The following is a 14,320-nucleotide window of genomic DNA, read 5'->3' on the forward strand; positions in this document are numbered from 1 at the left end:
TTCAGGCGGGCGGCTGATCGTCGTCGATGGAAACCCGGTGCATCAATCGATGCCGGTCCCCGAAGTCGAACACACCCTTGTGAATGGTGCAGCGGTTGTCCCAGAAGGCTACGGAATTCCTGCGCCAGGCGAATCGGCATTGAAATTCGGGTTGCGTGCTGTGCCGGAACAGGAAATCCAGCAGCATCCGGCTCTCCTCGGGCTTCATGTCCTTGATGTGCGAGGTCATCAGCTCGCTCACGAACAGTGACTTGCGCCCGGTTTCCGGATGGGTGCGGACCACCGGGTGCTCGGAAGGCGGCAGCATCTTGCGCATTTGCGCGAACGTCTCCGGCCCCAACCGTTCAAGCAGAGTTTCGAGATTGCGGTAGGCGTTGTCGTTGACGGCGGTCAGGCCCGACAGAAACGATTGCATGCTGTCGGAAAGATCCTCGTAGGCCGCATACATATTCGCCCAGACCGTATCGCCGGCGCCTTCGGGCACGTCCAGCGCATAGAGAACGGAACCGCGGGACGGAATCGGCAGGAAGGCGGCGTCGCAATGCCAGGTGATGTCGGTCACGTCGCGGCTGTACAGACCCGGATATTCCTGCACGAAGACGCCCGTTGTCCCCTCAAGCGTGGGCATGAAACCAGCCTTGGTGAGTTCGCCGAAGTTCGCGGCAAAGGCCTCGTGCTGCTGAGGAGTCATTTCCTGGTCGCGGAAGAACAGCACCTGGTACTCGAGCCAGGCGGAACGAATTTCGCGCAGGATCGCTTCGTCCAGGGGCTGCGAGATGTCCACGCCGCCCACCGTGGCGCCGAAGGTGCCGGTAGCGGGCCGCACCGCAATATGTTCGTAGCTCATATCGGGGTGCTCCAGGGCACTTCCGGATCTTCCGCCAGCGGCCCTTCATGCACCCAGCCGTATTGCGTGTTGCTGGGCGCTGGTTCGCTTTCCAGGTAAGCCGCCCGCATCCGGCTGAGTCGATCACCCGGTATCGCCTCCAGAACGGCAGACACGTCGATCCCGTACAGGCGCGCCGAATTCAAGCCGAAAATCAACTCCTTGTCGCGCCTGGTGAGCGGTGGATAGCCGTGCTTTTCCTGCAGTTCTTCGGGTATCTCGAAGCGGCGGAAGGCCTGGATCTGCCACTGCGGCGATCCCCACCAGATCGAATCGGTACCCCAGATCACGTGATCGCTTCCGAAGGCTTGGAGGATCTGGCCCATCAGGTGGCTGCAGATTTCAGGATGGGTAATCGCCGTATGCCCGAAAACGCTGCCGAGCTCCATATAGACGTTGGTCATCTCGGGCGTTTCCAGGCGGTCCTTCACGATATCGGAGGTCCATATCAGGTAACCGCTGTCGTCGATGCCGGTGGCGCCGGCCGCGAGTTCGTTGACGAGGTTCCTGAATCCCGAGTGATAGACGATGAAGTTCAGGTCCGGCCAATCCAGTGCGGCCTTTCTGATGTCCCACGGCCGGCAGTATTCGGGGTCGGTTCCGACTATGGGCAGACCCTTGTGCACCGAAATATTGGTTATGCCCAGCTTGAGCGCGAGCTCATAAAACGGATAGGCAACCTCCTCGTCATCCATGCGCCAAGGATCAATCGGAACGCCGGTGTAGCACTTCCAGCCGTCCACGGCAAGTTCCACGGCCTGGCGTTCGATTTCTTCCAGGCTGCCGGGCATGTTGGGCGCCGCCAGACCATGGCTCAGCATACGCTGTGAGCCCGCAAGCTCGTTGATGGCGCGCCGCGTCTCCACCATCAAATCCACAGGAAGGATGTTCTGGTCCTCACGGCCGATCGGCGCGCCGCTGATGATGCCCATGGTCGTGTCGCTATCCAGAAACACTTCCTTGATGAAGTTTTCGAGGTTCAGGTCGCCGCGCTTGGGGCGAACATCTACAAGGTCGGGATTGAGATTGAACATCCCTGCCAGCCGACGAAAACCCAGCGGGCCGGGAATCCCTTCCTTCACGTGGTGCAACTGCGCATCGAAGATGAACCCAGGCCAGGAGTCCGCATGCGAGTTAGCGTCCGGCTCCGCAGCCTCGGCCCAATCGACAAGAAAATACCTGCCGAACACCTCGTTCATGGCCAGGAACGCGGCAGCCATTCCACCAGCGCTGCGCATATACTGCCTGCGGCTGATGCCGCGTTGCGGAGCCAGTTTCTCCGCAAGCTCGTGTATTCGCCGCTCCACCCGCCGCTGGTCTGCGGTTTGCGGCATGGGAAGATACTCCTCGTTGGAGACCACCTGCGTCGGCACCGGCGTAAACCGGTCCTCCCGCCGATCCTTGTCACTCTTGCGAATCCACATCGGCTTTTCCCCTTGTCGCCTCTGTCGCTAGTCTAGCGCCAAGCCTAAGCACATGAGCCGGCAGGCGACCGGTACAATTCCCCAAGCTCCTCTTGAGTCCCGCCGTGAACAAAACCAACGCCGACGCAGCCGAACTGGAGCGCTTTGCCGCGATGGCGTCGCGATGGTGGGACCCGCAGGGGCCGAACCGCACGCTGATCGCGATGAACCCGGTGCGTGTCGGCTACATAGCCGAACGGGTCGGCGGGCTCGCCGGCAAGAATTGTCTCGATGTCGGATGCGGCGGGGGACTGCTCAGCGAATCGCTGGCCGCGAAAGACGCTGAGTCGGTCCTGGGGCTGGATGCCTCCGAGGAAATGCTTGAAGTGGCGCGTTTGCACGCGATGGCCGGCAAGCTCTCCAACCTTGAGTATCGGCAGGGCACGGCCGAAGAACTGGACGGCCAGTTCGACGTAGTCTGCTGCCTGGAGGTGCTGGAGCACGTGCCCCGCCCCGCCGAACTGGTTGCCGCCTGCGCGCGCCTGACGCGGCCGGGCGGCCACCTGCTGGTCTCCACGATCAACCGCACGGCCAAAGCCTTCGCGTTTGCGATCGTGGCAGCCGAATTTGTGCTGGGCCTGCTGCCCCGGGGTATGCACCGTTACGAGAAGTTCATTCGGCCTTCGGAACTCGAAGCCTGGGCGCGAACGAGCGGTCTGAGCGCCGCAGACTTCACGGGGATTCAATGCAATCCGCTGCACGACAGTTTCCGTCTGAGCGGCGGACTGGATGTGAACTACATCGCACACTTTACAAAGGCGGACGGCGCATGAGTGCGCCCGCAAAACCAGTCAGCGCTGTGCTTTTCGATCTGGACGGGACGCTGGTGGATACGGCGCCCGACCTGGTTGGCTGTGTACAGGAAGTCATGCGCGCGCGTGGTCAGCGCCCACCTGCATTTGAGGTGCTGCGAGGCTACGTCTCACGCGGCATAAGGGGACTGCTGTCGGCCGGTTACGGCGCCAGTTTCATCGACAGCACCGATTACCCCGAAGTGCAAACTGCCTGTTTGGAGCTTTACTCGACGCGGCTGGCAGAACGTTCGCGCTTGTTTCCCGGAATGCGCCGCGTATTGGACCATCTGGCACGGGAGAACATAAGCTGGGGTGTGGTCACCAACAAGCCGGAGGCCCTCGCCCGCCCGCTTCTGGACGCGCTGCAACTGGCTGAGGAGTGCGCGGTAACGGTGGGCGGCGGCACGACGCAACACACCAAGCCCCATCCCGAACCCATGCTCTACGCGGCGCAGCGGGTGGCGACGGAACCAGCCAACTGCGTGATGCTGGGCGACGACCTGCGCGACATGCAGGCGGCCGCTGCCGCCGGGATGATCGGCCTGGCTGCCGCTTGGGGCTATTTCCCGCCCGACGAAGACCCGCGAACCTGGGGCGCCGCCGCCGTGCTCAATACGCCCGAAGACTTCCTGCCCTGGCTCGCGCAACGAAGCATTCCCTCAGCCCCGAAGCCAGCAGCCTCACGCGCAGCATGAGCGCCGCGGTCGTCATGGCCGCTTTGGCGGCGCTGCTGATCGGCGGTGTGCTGGGAGTGCTTTGGCAGCGATCACATTCACAAACAGCGCTGCATGGAAAGGAAAAGGAACTGCTTGAGGCGCAGGCGCAACTGAGTGAGCACAAGGCGGCGGAACGGGCCCGAGCAAAGAGCCTCGAAGACGCCAACAAACAGTTCCAGGCGCAACTGAAGGCGCTGGCCGGGGATGCCTTGAGCCAGAGCCAGAAGGATTTTCTGAATTTGGCGAACCAGGCGTTCGGGAAAGCGCAGGCGGAATCGAGTGCAGATCTGAAGCAGCGGCACCAGGCAATCGAATCGCTGGTCAAGCCAATACGCGAAAGCCAGGAGCAGACCCGCAAAGCTCTGAGCAACATGCAAAAGGAAAACGCACAAGCACAAGGCGAACTAAGCAAGCAAATCGAGCTGATGGCCAGCAGCAACAAGGGGCTGCGGGACACGACGCAGAACCTGGTTACGGCGCTGCGGCGCCCAGAGGTGCGCGGCCAATGGGGCGAGATGCAATTGCGGCGTCTGGTTGAGATTGCTGGACTTCTGGAGCACTGCGACTTCGATGAACAACCGCAAGGCGCCGAAGGAAAAACGCGGCCGGACATGATCGTCAATCTGCCGGAAGGCGGTCAGCTGGTAGTGGATGCCAAAACGCCCCTGGATGCTTACCTGCGGGCGGTAGAGGAAACGGAAGAGCATGCGCAAGCGGAATTGCTCGCACAACATGCGAGAAATGTGGAGGAACAGATCCGCCGGCTGGCTTCCAAGGAATACTGGAATCAACTCGATTCCAGCCCGGACTTTGTGGTGATGTTTGTTCCAGGCGATCACTTTTTGGCCGCCGCCGGCGACAGGCAGCCCGACCTGATGGAGAAAGCGCTGCGCAAGAGGGTAATCCTGGCCACGCCGACTTCCATGATGGCGCTCCTGCGCGTAACCGCGTACGGCTGGCGGCAGTTGGCCCTGACCCAAAATGCCCAGGAAATATCCAAGCTTGCGGCCACGTTACTCGAGCGCGTATACACTTTCAGCGGCCTCGTCGGGACGCTCGGGAAACAACTCAATACCGCGATCGGCACCTACAACCGGGCGGCGGGTTCATTCCTCAGCCGGCTGAAACCAGCGCTGGAGAAAATGGAGAACGCCGGCGTGGAAAGCACCGGGGACATCAAAGCGCCCGAAGAAATTGCAACCGCACCAGTGACTCTCCTCAAACAGCCTGAATCTGCCGACGGCAAGAATTCTGACTCGGCTTGAGTAATCACCCGCCAGGGGGCGTCAATCGAGGCTTTCGGGGGCGAGTTCGCGCCAGCGGCCGCGGGGCAGGTCGCGAGGCAAGCGCACCGGACCGTAGCGCACGCGGATCAGGCGGCTGACGGCGTGACCCTGGGAGTTCCATAGACGGCGAACGATGCGGTGGCGGCCCTCGCTGAGAGTCACCCTGAACCAGCGGTTTGCGCCGCTCCCTTCCTGCGGGACAATTGATTCGAAGCGGGCTGCGCCGTCCTCCAGCATTACGCCAGCCGCCAGCCGGCGCAACGTACGCTCGCTTGGCTGGCCGAGCACGCGCACCAGGTACTCCCGCTCCAGGCCGAAGGCCGGATGCATCAGGCGATGCGCCAATTCGCCGTCGGTGGTCAGCAGCAGCAGACCACTGGAGTTCAAGTCCAGGCGGCCTACAGCAACCCAGCGACGGCCCTTGAGGGGCGGCAGCGCCGAAAACACGTTCGGATGCGCGGCGCGGCGCTCGCGGGTAACCAGTTCGCCCTCCGGCTTGTTGTAGGCGATAACGCGCCTATCCGCGCTTTCGGGCCTCGAAAACTTCAGTGGGCGGCCGTCCAGTTGAAACCGCTCATCCCCAGCCACGCGCTGCCCGAGCTCTGCCAGGCGGCCGTTCACACGCAGACGGCCCGCGGAGATCCAGCCTTCGACCTTGCGGCGGGACGCAACGCCGGCGCCGGCAAGATACTTCTGAATCCGGATCAATCGGAGGCGGGGTCGATTTCCCCCGAATCCTGCCTGTGGTCGAAGAGGCCGGCGCCCTGCTCCGCGGCAATCCGGGCCGCGGCCGCGTCGGTCTCCTGCAGCCCGGCGCCGGGCGCGTCATCAAGCGATTCGACTTCTCCGAAGGACGGCAAATCGTCCAGCCTCTTGAGGCCGAAATAGTCCATGAAGTCCTGGGTCGTGCCATACAGCGCGGGGCGGCCCGGCGTTTCCCGGTGGCCCACAACCTCAATCCAGTTGCGCTCCATGAGCGTGCGCATGATGTGCCCACTCAAGCGCACACCCCGCAGCTCCTCGATTTCCGCCCGAGTGATCGGCTGCCGATAGGCGATGGCCGCCAGGCTCTCTAGCAGCGCCCTTGAAAACTTGGGCGGCCGGAATTTCTCCAGACGCGCCAGCCGCTCGGCCGCCGCGCTGCCGGTTTGAACGCGCCAGCCGCCGGCCACTTCCGCGAGGTGGATCTCTCTCCCGGCGTAGTCGCGTTCCAGTTCGCCCAAGGCCTGCCGAACCTGGTCCTCGCCAATTTCCTCCATGGGATCGAACAACGCCAGCAATTGCGGCATGCTCAATGGACGCCCGGCCCCCAACAGCGCCGCTTCCACGAGGTTGCGCGTGGCGGCTGCGGTCACCTGAAGATTTCCTCCGGCCGTTTTTCCCGCTGACCGGTGGCGGTAACGTAGATCGGCGCGTAGGAGCCGTTCTGGACGGCCTGCACATCCTTGTCGCGCACCAGTTCAAGCAAGGCCGAAAAAGTGACGGCGGCGCCCATGCGCCCTTCGCCGGCAGCGAACAGCTCCGTGAACTCCGTAAATTCCCGATTCGAAACCTGTTTGAGAATGTCCGACATGCGTTCCCGCGTGGACAACTGTTCGGTCTGCACGGCCCAGCCCACTCGGAAGCGGACGCGTTCGGCAATCCGCGCGTAAGCCAGCGCCAGCTCGTTGAGCGTGGCTTGTGGGAGTTCGCGCGGCGGCCGCTCATCAAGCGAATCGGCCTGCGCCTGCAGCGCGTCCCGCTGCAGGCGGGGCAACTCGTCCAGGCCAGCGGCCAGCGCCTTGAGGCGCTCGTATTCCAGGAGTTGCTGGAAGAGCTGCGCGCGCGGATCCGCCTCGTCATCGTCATCGAGCGGCAACTGCGGCACCAGCATTCGGGACTTGATTTCCGCCAAAGTCGCGGCCATCACGAGGTATTCCCCGGCCAACTCAAGCTGCATTTCCTGCATCAACTCGATGTATTGCGCATATTGCTCGCAGATCTCGGTGATCGGCACGGACATGACGTCCACGTCATGGCGGCGGATCAGGTAGAGCAGCAGATCCAGCGGACCCTCGAAGGATTGCAGGAACACCCGCAAGGCTTCTGGAGGAATGAACAGGTCGGCCGGCGCCTCCGCGTAGGGCTCGCCGGACACGATGGCAATCTCCGCATCGCGACCGCGGTGATCGAACAAGTCTTTCCTATCCGCCATCGTGATTCGACCCTACTCCACCACTATTTTAGGGAAAGCTGTTCTTGCGCCGCGCGCGCGGCCGGCCAGACGGATTGCCATGGCCCGCGAAAGCGCCCGGTAATCGCCGCCCGCGTCCGGTTCCCCGGGAGCCACCAGCCGCCCGTCGTCGGTGGCGGCGCGCACACCTGACGACAACGGCAAACGGGCCAGCAGCGGCACGTCGAATTCTTCCGCCAACCGCGCGCCGCCGCCTTCACCGAACAGCAGGTCCTCGTGGCCGCAATGCGGACAGACATAAGCGCTCATGTTCTCGACCACGCCCAGCACCGGCACATTGACCTTGCCGAACATGGCGATCCCCTTGCGGGCGTCGGCCACGGCAAGTTCCTGCGGCGTTGTAACGACCACGGCGCCCGCCAGCGGTACGCGCTGGGACAGCGTCAACTGAATATCGCCGGTGCCTGGGGGCATGTCCACAACCAGGTAATCAAGGTCCTTCCAGCGGGTCTGGCCCAGCAATTGCATGAGGGCCTGTGTAACCATTGGGCCGCGCCACACCACCGGACTGCGCGTGTCAACCAGAAAACCGATCGAACTGGCCTGCAGTCCGTGCGCGCGCAGCGGCTCGAAACTCTTGCCGTCGGTGCTGCGCGGCCGTTCGCCTTCGAGACCGAGCATGCGCGGCACGCTGGGACCGTAGATGTCGGCGTCCAGAATGCCGGTACGCGCTCCATCCAGGGCCAGCGCGGCGGCCAGGTTTGCCGCCACCGTGGACTTGCCCACGCCGCCCTTGGCCGAGGCCACGGCGATGATGTTCCTGACCTGCTCAAGCCGTTGCACCTGGGGCGGCACGGCGTGCGCGGCGATCTCGGTGCGGACGGTGATTTCCTTCAGCCCCGAGGACTCGATCACCCGCTGCACAATACTTTGCTTGAATCCCTCGCAAGGAAAGCCCACGATCAGTTCCGCGCTCTCTCCGCCGTCCGCAACGCGCACCCGGACACCTGCCTCTGCAAGGCTAAGATCACCGAACGGCGCCGCCACCGCGAGAATGGAATCTTCGAGTTTCGCCACGATCCTGGTATCTGTCACCTGCGCCGATTTTATGCGCCGGAGCGCCGCGAGCAGCGTTCTGCAGCGATGCACAGCGAGCAGCCCCAGGCTGTAACCCGCTAAACTGACGCCAGCATAGAGGGGAGCTCATGAACAAGAGCATGGAAACCAAGAATTCGCCGACGCCCGCCCCGGCGGCGAAAGATAACGAGGTCGCGCGCAGCCTGCGTATCAACTTCGGCGCCGGCGCGCTAGGCATGGCCATCGTCCTGAATACGCCGGCAGGCATTCTCGCGCCGTTCATGACCAATTTTCTGGGCATCGGCGCCGGCGCCGTGGCCACGCTGCTATTGGCCTCCAAACTCTACGACGTGATAACCGATCCGCTGATGGGAATCATCAGCGATCGCACCCGAAGCCGCTGGGGCCGGCGGCGGCCCTACCTGTTCCTGGGCGGGTTCATTAGCGCCGCCGGCTTCTTCCTGGCCTTCAATCCACCTGAATTCGACAGTCAGGCGCAACTCACCGCATACATGCTGGCGGCTCTGCTGGTGACCTACACGGGCTACACCGTGTTCAACATCCCCTACCTCGCCATGCCCACGGAGATGACCAACAATTACCACACGCGCACATCGCTGATGTCGCACCGCATGGCCTTCGTGAATGTGGGTGGTCTGATCTCGGTCTTCTCCTTCGCCCTCGTGGAATGGCTGGGCAACGACCGGGCCGCGCACGGAACCGTGGGCTGGCTCTACGCAATACTCATCGTGCTGGCTTCTGTCTATTGCTTCTTCGGCACGGCTTCGGCGCGGCAGACCAAGAGCGAAAAAAAGACCGTTCCCGTCAGCGTGCAGTTCCGCACCGCCTTCGACAACCGTCCGCTCCTGCTCCTGCTCGGAGCCAAGCTTTGTCAACTGCTCGGTCTCGCAACAGCGGGTGTGACCGGCGTGTATTTCAAAGTCGTGATCCTGGGCATGAGCTACACGCTCACCACCGCCTACCTGGTCACAATCACGCTGGTGATAATCGTGCTGCTGCCGCTCTGGAGCCGTGCGTCGCGAAAATACGGCAAGCGTCTTATCTACATGGTATGCACGGCGGGATACGCCCTGGTGACGGCTTCCTGGCTTCTCGCCACAGCTCAGGACCCCCTCTACTACATTTTCGTGCGGGCTGTCTTCCTGGGCATATTCGGCAGCGGCGTGCTGGTCATGGGCCCCTCGCTGCTGCCGGACGCCGTGGAGTACGACTACCTGAAGACCGGGTTGCGGAGGGAGGGCACTATTTCGGCCTTCTACACCACGGTCGAGAAATTCTCGTTTGCAGTCGGGCCGGCCTTGGCGCTCGCAATTCTGGGCGCCTTTGGCTACGAGGCGGGTACCGGGGGCATGCAGGTCGAACAACCCGATAGCGCGATCACGGCAATTTACCTGGGGGCCGGCCTGGCGCCGGCCGCGCTCTACGCGCTGAGCCTGGTTTTCCTGTTCAAATACGATCTAACGGAAGAAAAGCTCAAGGCAGCCCGTGCCAGCAGCGCCGCATAGCGCTAATCGGTCGTATCAGAACAGTTGTGCCTATAGACCCAACGGCGCACACAAAGCACTCCCGATACGTCTGGTAATATCGGCGTTCGGCGCTTTTTCGGCCTTGGCATTGCGGGACGGGGGCTGGTCATAGGGAGACGCAAGCGAATTTCATGCATGGCGGCCGCTCGGTTGGCGGCCTAATGTCCCGACGGGAGAAACCCATGAGATCATCTGGATCACGATTCATCACGGCAGCCATCTGCGTTGCCTTGTTGCCGATTGGGGTCATGCACGCCCCTGCCCTGGCTCAGGATGCGCTTGTCGAAGAAATCATCGTTACCGCGCGCAAGCGCGAAGAGAGCCTGTTCGATATCCCGGTCGCCATCACTGCGATCAGCGGGGAGCAGGTGGAGAATTTCGGACTCAACGACTTGCAGGACGTGGCGAAGATCGTGCCCGGCCTGACCTTCGACCGCTCCGTTACGCAAAATGATTTCGCCCCGGCCATTCGCGGCCTGCAGGCCGAACAGGGCCGCAACAGCGTTGGCCTGCTGATCGACGACATCGACATTTCGTCGCAAAACGTGCAGGTGGCCGGCGGCGGCAGCCTGGCCCGCTTGCGGCTGGTGGACATAGAGCGTATCGAGGTGGTGAAGGGGCCGCAGGCCGCCCTCTACGGCCGCTCCGCATTCGGCGGCGCGGTGAACTACATCACCAAGCGCCCGAGCTTGAGCGACTCCGACCTGAAGGCCGGGTTCGAGGTGCATAGCGAGTCCGGCCACGAGATTACGATCTCTGGCGGCGCCCCGGTGGTCGAGGATGCGTTCGGCGTGCGCATCAACGCCTATTACTTCGACGAACGGGGTTCCTACAAGAACACGGTCTCGGACGCCTATGTGGGCGGCGGAGACGGCATGGGCATTGCCGCCGCGTTCCTGCTGCGCGCGAACGATCGCCTGTCCGCATATGGACGTCTGGAGTACTCCGACGAAAGCTACGCGCCGCAGGCCGCGTTTGTCATCAACGGCAATACCGACGTGAATCTCGATCCGGGCGCGCAACTCGTGCTCGGCGAACCCACAGCCCGGATCTTTACCGGACCGCTCATCGACAGCCCCATCGGTTTCGACATCAACCACCGTACCGGCGAGGACTACAAGGGCATGGACGCCGAGTACTTCCGGGCCACGGTCATCATCGACTGGGACGGAGGCGACTTCGGGCTCAAGTCGCTCAGCAGTTGGGTGGACGCCAACGACGATATCTTCCAGGACAACGACTTCGTGAGCGGTTCGGTGAACGGCGTCGTGACCGGCGCGTTCCAGGAAACCGAACGGATCAACGACACGGTGCAGCTCAGCCAGGAGATTCGGATCTTTTCGCAGAGCGAAAGCCGTTGGCAGTGGCTGCTAGGCGCCTTGTACTGGCGCGAGGATGTGGACCAATTCGGCAGCAACGATACCGGCTTGGCGTTTGGCGGGCCCATCTTCGATTCCGACGTGGCGGCCTTCTACGACACGCGCGACGGCGAGGGCCGCAACATCGCACGCTACACCGACCACACCTCGATTTTCGCCTGGTCGGAGTATGCATTGTCCGAAAACCTCTTCCTTTCCGCTGAAATGCGCTACACCGACGAGGAAATACAGCACATCCTGGACTTCGAGCCGCCGTTCAATTTCTTCTACGGCGTACGCTCGCTGGGTGGCGCGGCGCCCCCGATACTGATTTCGTTTGGCGCCGTGACCGGCTATCACTCCGAGACGATCATGGAGAAATACGCCATACCGCGGGTGGCGCTCAGCTACCGTCCCGACGAAAACCTGAACCTGTATGCGGCGATCGGAAAGGGCGTCAAACCTTCCGGCTTCCAAGACGGCGCGGTGTTCTCGCTGGACCGGCCCTTCGATCGGGAAACGCTCTGGTCGTATGAAGTCGGCGCCAAGTCCCTGCTGCTGGGCGGCACGCTGGCCCTCAACACGGCGGCCTTCTACCAAGACTACACCGACCAGCAAGTATCGTCGCAAATCTTCAACCAGGAATCGCAGCAACTGCAGCCGGTAATCGAAAACGCCGGCAAGTCCACCATCTGGGGGCTTGAGTTCGAGGCCAACTGGCGGGCCTCGGAGGCCTTGACGCTGTCCGGCGCCTACACGTACATCAACGGTGAATTCAATAACTTCCGGGTCGTCTCGACGAGCGCCTCACGGATCGGCGAAAGCGGCTGCGGCGAACTGCTGACCTTCGACGGCGAGGCGGACCCCGCCTGTAACCTGATCAAGGACGGCAACCGGCCGGCCGATCTGCCCGAGCACCAACTCAATCTCAACGGCAACTACACGGCCAGCCTGACTGGAAGCTGGGACTGGTTCACCGATTTGAGCGCGCGCTTTACCTCCGAACGCTTCGTCTCTTCCGCAAATGTGGCCACACAACCCGACTACTGGCGAGTGGATGGTCAGCTCGGGGTGCGCAGCGAAAACCTTCGCGCCGCGCTTTATGTGGACAACCTGCTCGACGACGATACCGTTACCGACGGCAACCTCTACGTGGATTTCTTCAATGGCTTTGCACCGTCCGGCTTCGGCTACCGACCGATACCGCGCACGGTGGGATTGCGCGTCAGCTACGCGATGTAGAGGGCCTGCGCCATGCACCCCAGGGTGACGCGGGAGATTGTCGAAAGCTACCGGGAGGTGGGCGTGGCCCACGTGCCGAGGGTGTTCACGAAGGACTGGGTAGCCCGCATGACACGGATCATTGATTCGGTCATTGGCGGGTTGCGCGACGGCTCGGTGGTTTTCGGTCCACACGAAACCATGCGCGACGTGGAATTCGAGGACCACGGCGGTTATACGCGGCTGGTCAACGCCTACTGGCGTGTGCCGGAAATGCAAGCGCTGGTGGAGAGTTGCGACTGCGCAGAGGTCGTGGCGGACGTGATCGGTTCCGACGAAATGCGGGCCTGGGTGGACGGCATCTTTCTCAAGGAAGGCAGCAGAGAGGAAACGGCCACGCCCTGGCACAACGACGAGTGCCTGTTCCCGTTCTCCGGCGAGCATAGTCCCTCGATGTGGGTCGCGCTGACCGATATGCGGGCCGACAACGCTCCGCTGCTGACGCTCGCCGGCTCCAACAAGGACCCGCACCGGTATGTGAGCTCTTGGGCGATCGAAGGCGTGGAACCGCCGCCCAACTTTCACCCGTGGTCGGAGTTGCTCGAACGGGTTGGCGCGCCGGATGCCGACATCCGCGTCTGGGAGGCCCAAGCGGGCGACATGCTGGTTATTCATCCGAAAACCATTCATGGGTCCAAACCCCGCACCTCACGACGGCCCGGACGCCGACTCGGGTTCTCGCTGCGCTGGATCGGCAGCGATATCCGCTACCAGCGCAATCCCACAGCAAGAAAGAATCCCTTCGAGGGCAGCAAGTTGCTCAAGGAGGGCGAACGGATCCCCGATGCGGTGCTGCCAGTGACCTGGCGGCGTTCTCCGCGCCAGGCTGCGGCCTGACGCGGAACCGCGCGCGAACTGCGAACCGGCACAAACTGGCAGCGTGACTGTTCGCCGCACCCTGGTCGAAACTTCTGCGGGATTTGTCCATGTCCGCTCCGGAGGAGCGGGACGACCGATCCTGCTGCTGCATTGGACTCCGGCCTCCAGCCGCCAATACCTGCCTCTGTTGCGGGAGCTTGATGGTTCCGGTTACGCGGGCCATGCTCCGGACCACATGGGCTACGGGCAATCGGACCAGCGCCCAGCCGCCTGGTGGGTGCCGGACTACGCCGACAACCTGGTCGAAGTGATGGACGGGCTGGGGATCGAGTCCGCGGCTGTGGTCGGTGGGCATGTAGCCTCCGAGTTCGCGGTGGAGTTAGCGCTGCGCCATCCCGAGCGCGTAAGCCGCCTGATCCTCGACGGCTGCCCGGTGTGGGATCGCGCCTTCCGCGACGAGGTGCTGAAGACGTCCCGACAGCCGGCGCCGCGTTGGTCGGAAGATGGCACGCATATAAGCTGGGTATGGGAGCGCTCTCTGTGGCTGCAGCGCATGTGGGACTCCCAATTCGAACTTGATGACGACGGGGCAGCGCTGCTGCGCAACGCCGTAGTGGACAGCATGCTGGCTCAGCAGAGCGACGACGCAACAGAGGCGCTCCGCAACTACGACATGGAGGCTGCGCTGCGCAAAGTCCGAACGCCCACCCTGGCGCTGAGCGCCGAAACGGACCCGCTGAACAATTGCCACGCTAAAGTGCTGGAGCTTGTGGACGGCTGCGCCGGACATGTCTTCGCCGGCGGACACCCGCTGCACTACCCGAAAAAGGCCGCAGACTACGCCGCCGTCATATTGGATTTCCTCGGCCGCGCCTGACCTGCGCGCGCTTTTGGCTGGTGCGGACTGTCGAGTACTCGGG

Annotated in this window: 13 protein-coding genes; 7 read left to right on the forward strand and 6 right to left on the reverse strand. The window is 62.9% G+C overall.

The annotated features are described in order from the left end of the window. Position 1: 1 nt before the first annotated feature. Both ACWCOO_RS07195 and ACWCOO_RS07200 read right to left on the reverse strand, forming a co-directional pair. Positions 2 to 847 (reverse strand): TauD/TfdA dioxygenase family protein, encoded by an 846-nt coding sequence (locus ACWCOO_RS07195; RefSeq protein WP_446830319.1) that lies wholly within the window; start codon positions 845 to 847, stop codon positions 2 to 4. Then, complete coding sequence (locus tag ACWCOO_RS07200) at positions 844 to 2,310, reverse strand: amidohydrolase family protein (protein WP_446830320.1); 1,467 nt, start codon at positions 2,308 to 2,310, stop codon at positions 844 to 846. Before ACWCOO_RS07200 ends, ACWCOO_RS07195 begins: the two co-directional genes overlap by 4 nt. A 104-nt stretch (positions 2,311 to 2,414) precedes the next feature. On the opposite strand from ACWCOO_RS07200, the gene ubiG reads away from it, so the two are divergent. From ubiG to ACWCOO_RS07215, 3 genes are read left to right on the forward strand one after another with little or no spacing between them, the layout of a single operon-like run. Continuing rightward, complete coding sequence (ubiG, locus tag ACWCOO_RS07205) at positions 2,415 to 3,122, forward strand: bifunctional 2-polyprenyl-6-hydroxyphenol methylase/3-demethylubiquinol 3-O-methyltransferase UbiG (RefSeq protein ID WP_446830321.1); 708 nt, start codon at positions 2,415 to 2,417, stop codon at positions 3,120 to 3,122. Beyond that, positions 3,119 to 3,838, forward strand: a complete 720-nt coding sequence (locus ACWCOO_RS07210) for an HAD family hydrolase (RefSeq protein WP_446830322.1) — start codon at positions 3,119 to 3,121, stop codon at positions 3,836 to 3,838. The genes ubiG and ACWCOO_RS07210 overlap by 4 nt, the downstream gene beginning before the upstream one ends. Further along, the gene (locus tag ACWCOO_RS07215) at positions 3,835 to 5,124 is read left to right on the forward strand and encodes a DNA recombination protein RmuC (protein WP_446830323.1); all 1,290 of its coding nucleotides are present in this window, start codon (positions 3,835 to 3,837) and stop codon (positions 5,122 to 5,124) included. Before ACWCOO_RS07210 ends, ACWCOO_RS07215 begins: the two co-directional genes overlap by 4 nt. A gap of 21 nt (positions 5,125 to 5,145) precedes the next feature. Here the strand turns inward: ACWCOO_RS07215 and ACWCOO_RS07220 are convergent, their stop codons facing one another. From ACWCOO_RS07220 to apbC, 4 genes are read right to left on the reverse strand one after another with little or no spacing between them, the layout of a single operon-like run. Continuing rightward, positions 5,146 to 5,853: a pseudouridine synthase gene (locus ACWCOO_RS07220; protein ID WP_446830324.1), complete on the reverse strand. Its 708-nt coding sequence runs from the start codon at positions 5,851 to 5,853 to the stop codon at positions 5,146 to 5,148. Continuing rightward, positions 5,850 to 6,500, reverse strand: a complete 651-nt coding sequence (gene scpB / locus ACWCOO_RS07225; RefSeq protein WP_446830325.1) for an SMC-Scp complex subunit ScpB — start codon at positions 6,498 to 6,500, stop codon at positions 5,850 to 5,852. Before scpB ends, ACWCOO_RS07220 begins: the two co-directional genes overlap by 4 nt. Then, the gene (locus ACWCOO_RS07230; RefSeq protein ID WP_446830326.1) at positions 6,497 to 7,339 is read right to left on the reverse strand and encodes a segregation and condensation protein A; all 843 of its coding nucleotides are present in this window, start codon (positions 7,337 to 7,339) and stop codon (positions 6,497 to 6,499) included. The genes scpB and ACWCOO_RS07230 overlap by 4 nt, the downstream gene beginning before the upstream one ends. 12 nt (positions 7,340 to 7,351) lie before the next feature. After that, positions 7,352 to 8,413 carry an iron-sulfur cluster carrier protein ApbC gene (gene apbC / locus ACWCOO_RS07235; protein WP_446830327.1) on the reverse strand — a complete coding sequence of 354 codons (1,062 nt, stop codon included), beginning with the start codon at positions 8,411 to 8,413 and terminating at the stop codon, positions 7,352 to 7,354. Positions 8,414 to 8,523: 110 nt separating this feature from the next. Between apbC and ACWCOO_RS07240 the strand changes: the two genes are divergently transcribed. The 4 genes from ACWCOO_RS07240 to ACWCOO_RS07255 all read left to right on the forward strand — a co-directional run bounded on the left by ACWCOO_RS07240 (position 8,524) and on the right by ACWCOO_RS07255 (position 14,277). Beyond that, the gene (locus ACWCOO_RS07240) at positions 8,524 to 9,921 is read left to right on the forward strand and encodes an MFS transporter (RefSeq protein ID WP_446830328.1); all 1,398 of its coding nucleotides are present in this window, start codon (positions 8,524 to 8,526) and stop codon (positions 9,919 to 9,921) included. Positions 9,922 to 10,124: 203 nt separating this feature from the next. Continuing rightward, complete coding sequence (locus ACWCOO_RS07245; RefSeq protein ID WP_446830329.1) at positions 10,125 to 12,542, forward strand: TonB-dependent receptor; 2,418 nt, start codon at positions 10,125 to 10,127, stop codon at positions 12,540 to 12,542. A 12-nt stretch (positions 12,543 to 12,554) separates the two neighbouring features. Then, entirely contained in the window at positions 12,555 to 13,418 is an 864-nt protein-coding gene (locus ACWCOO_RS07250) for a phytanoyl-CoA dioxygenase family protein (RefSeq protein WP_446830330.1), read from the forward strand. A 43-nt stretch (positions 13,419 to 13,461) separates the two neighbouring features. Next, positions 13,462 to 14,277: an alpha/beta fold hydrolase gene (locus ACWCOO_RS07255; RefSeq protein WP_446830331.1), complete on the forward strand. Its 816-nt coding sequence runs from the start codon at positions 13,462 to 13,464 to the stop codon at positions 14,275 to 14,277. The last annotated feature ends 43 nt before the right edge of the window (positions 14,278 to 14,320 follow it).

The organism is Candidatus Foliamicus sp. (assembly GCF_965221325.1).
In the GTDB taxonomy this organism is placed as follows: Bacteria; Pseudomonadota; Gammaproteobacteria; order Steroidobacterales; family Foliamicaceae; genus Foliamicus.

Bases quoted from the DNA above. Each gene is read 5' to 3' on its own strand.
- ACWCOO_RS07195 (WP_446830319.1), bottom strand. From the start codon at position 847: ATGAGCTACGAACATATTGCGGTGCGGCCCGCTACCGGCACCTTCGGC.
- ACWCOO_RS07200 (WP_446830320.1), bottom strand. From the start codon at position 2,310: ATGTGGATTCGCAAGAGTGACAAGGATCGGCGGGAGGACCGGTTTACG.
- ACWCOO_RS07210 (WP_446830322.1), top strand. From the start codon at position 3,119: ATGAGTGCGCCCGCAAAACCAGTCAGCGCTGTGCTTTTCGATCTGGAC.
- ACWCOO_RS07215 (WP_446830323.1), top strand. From the start codon at position 3,835: ATGAGCGCCGCGGTCGTCATGGCCGCTTTGGCGGCGCTGCTGATCGGC.
- ACWCOO_RS07230 (WP_446830326.1), bottom strand. From the start codon at position 7,339: ATGGCGGATAGGAAAGACTTGTTCGATCACCGCGGTCGCGATGCGGAG.
- ACWCOO_RS07240 (WP_446830328.1), top strand. From the start codon at position 8,524: ATGAACAAGAGCATGGAAACCAAGAATTCGCCGACGCCCGCCCCGGCG.
- ACWCOO_RS07245 (WP_446830329.1), top strand. From the start codon at position 10,125: ATGAGATCATCTGGATCACGATTCATCACGGCAGCCATCTGCGTTGCC.
- ACWCOO_RS07250 (WP_446830330.1), top strand. From the start codon at position 12,555: ATGCACCCCAGGGTGACGCGGGAGATTGTCGAAAGCTACCGGGAGGTG.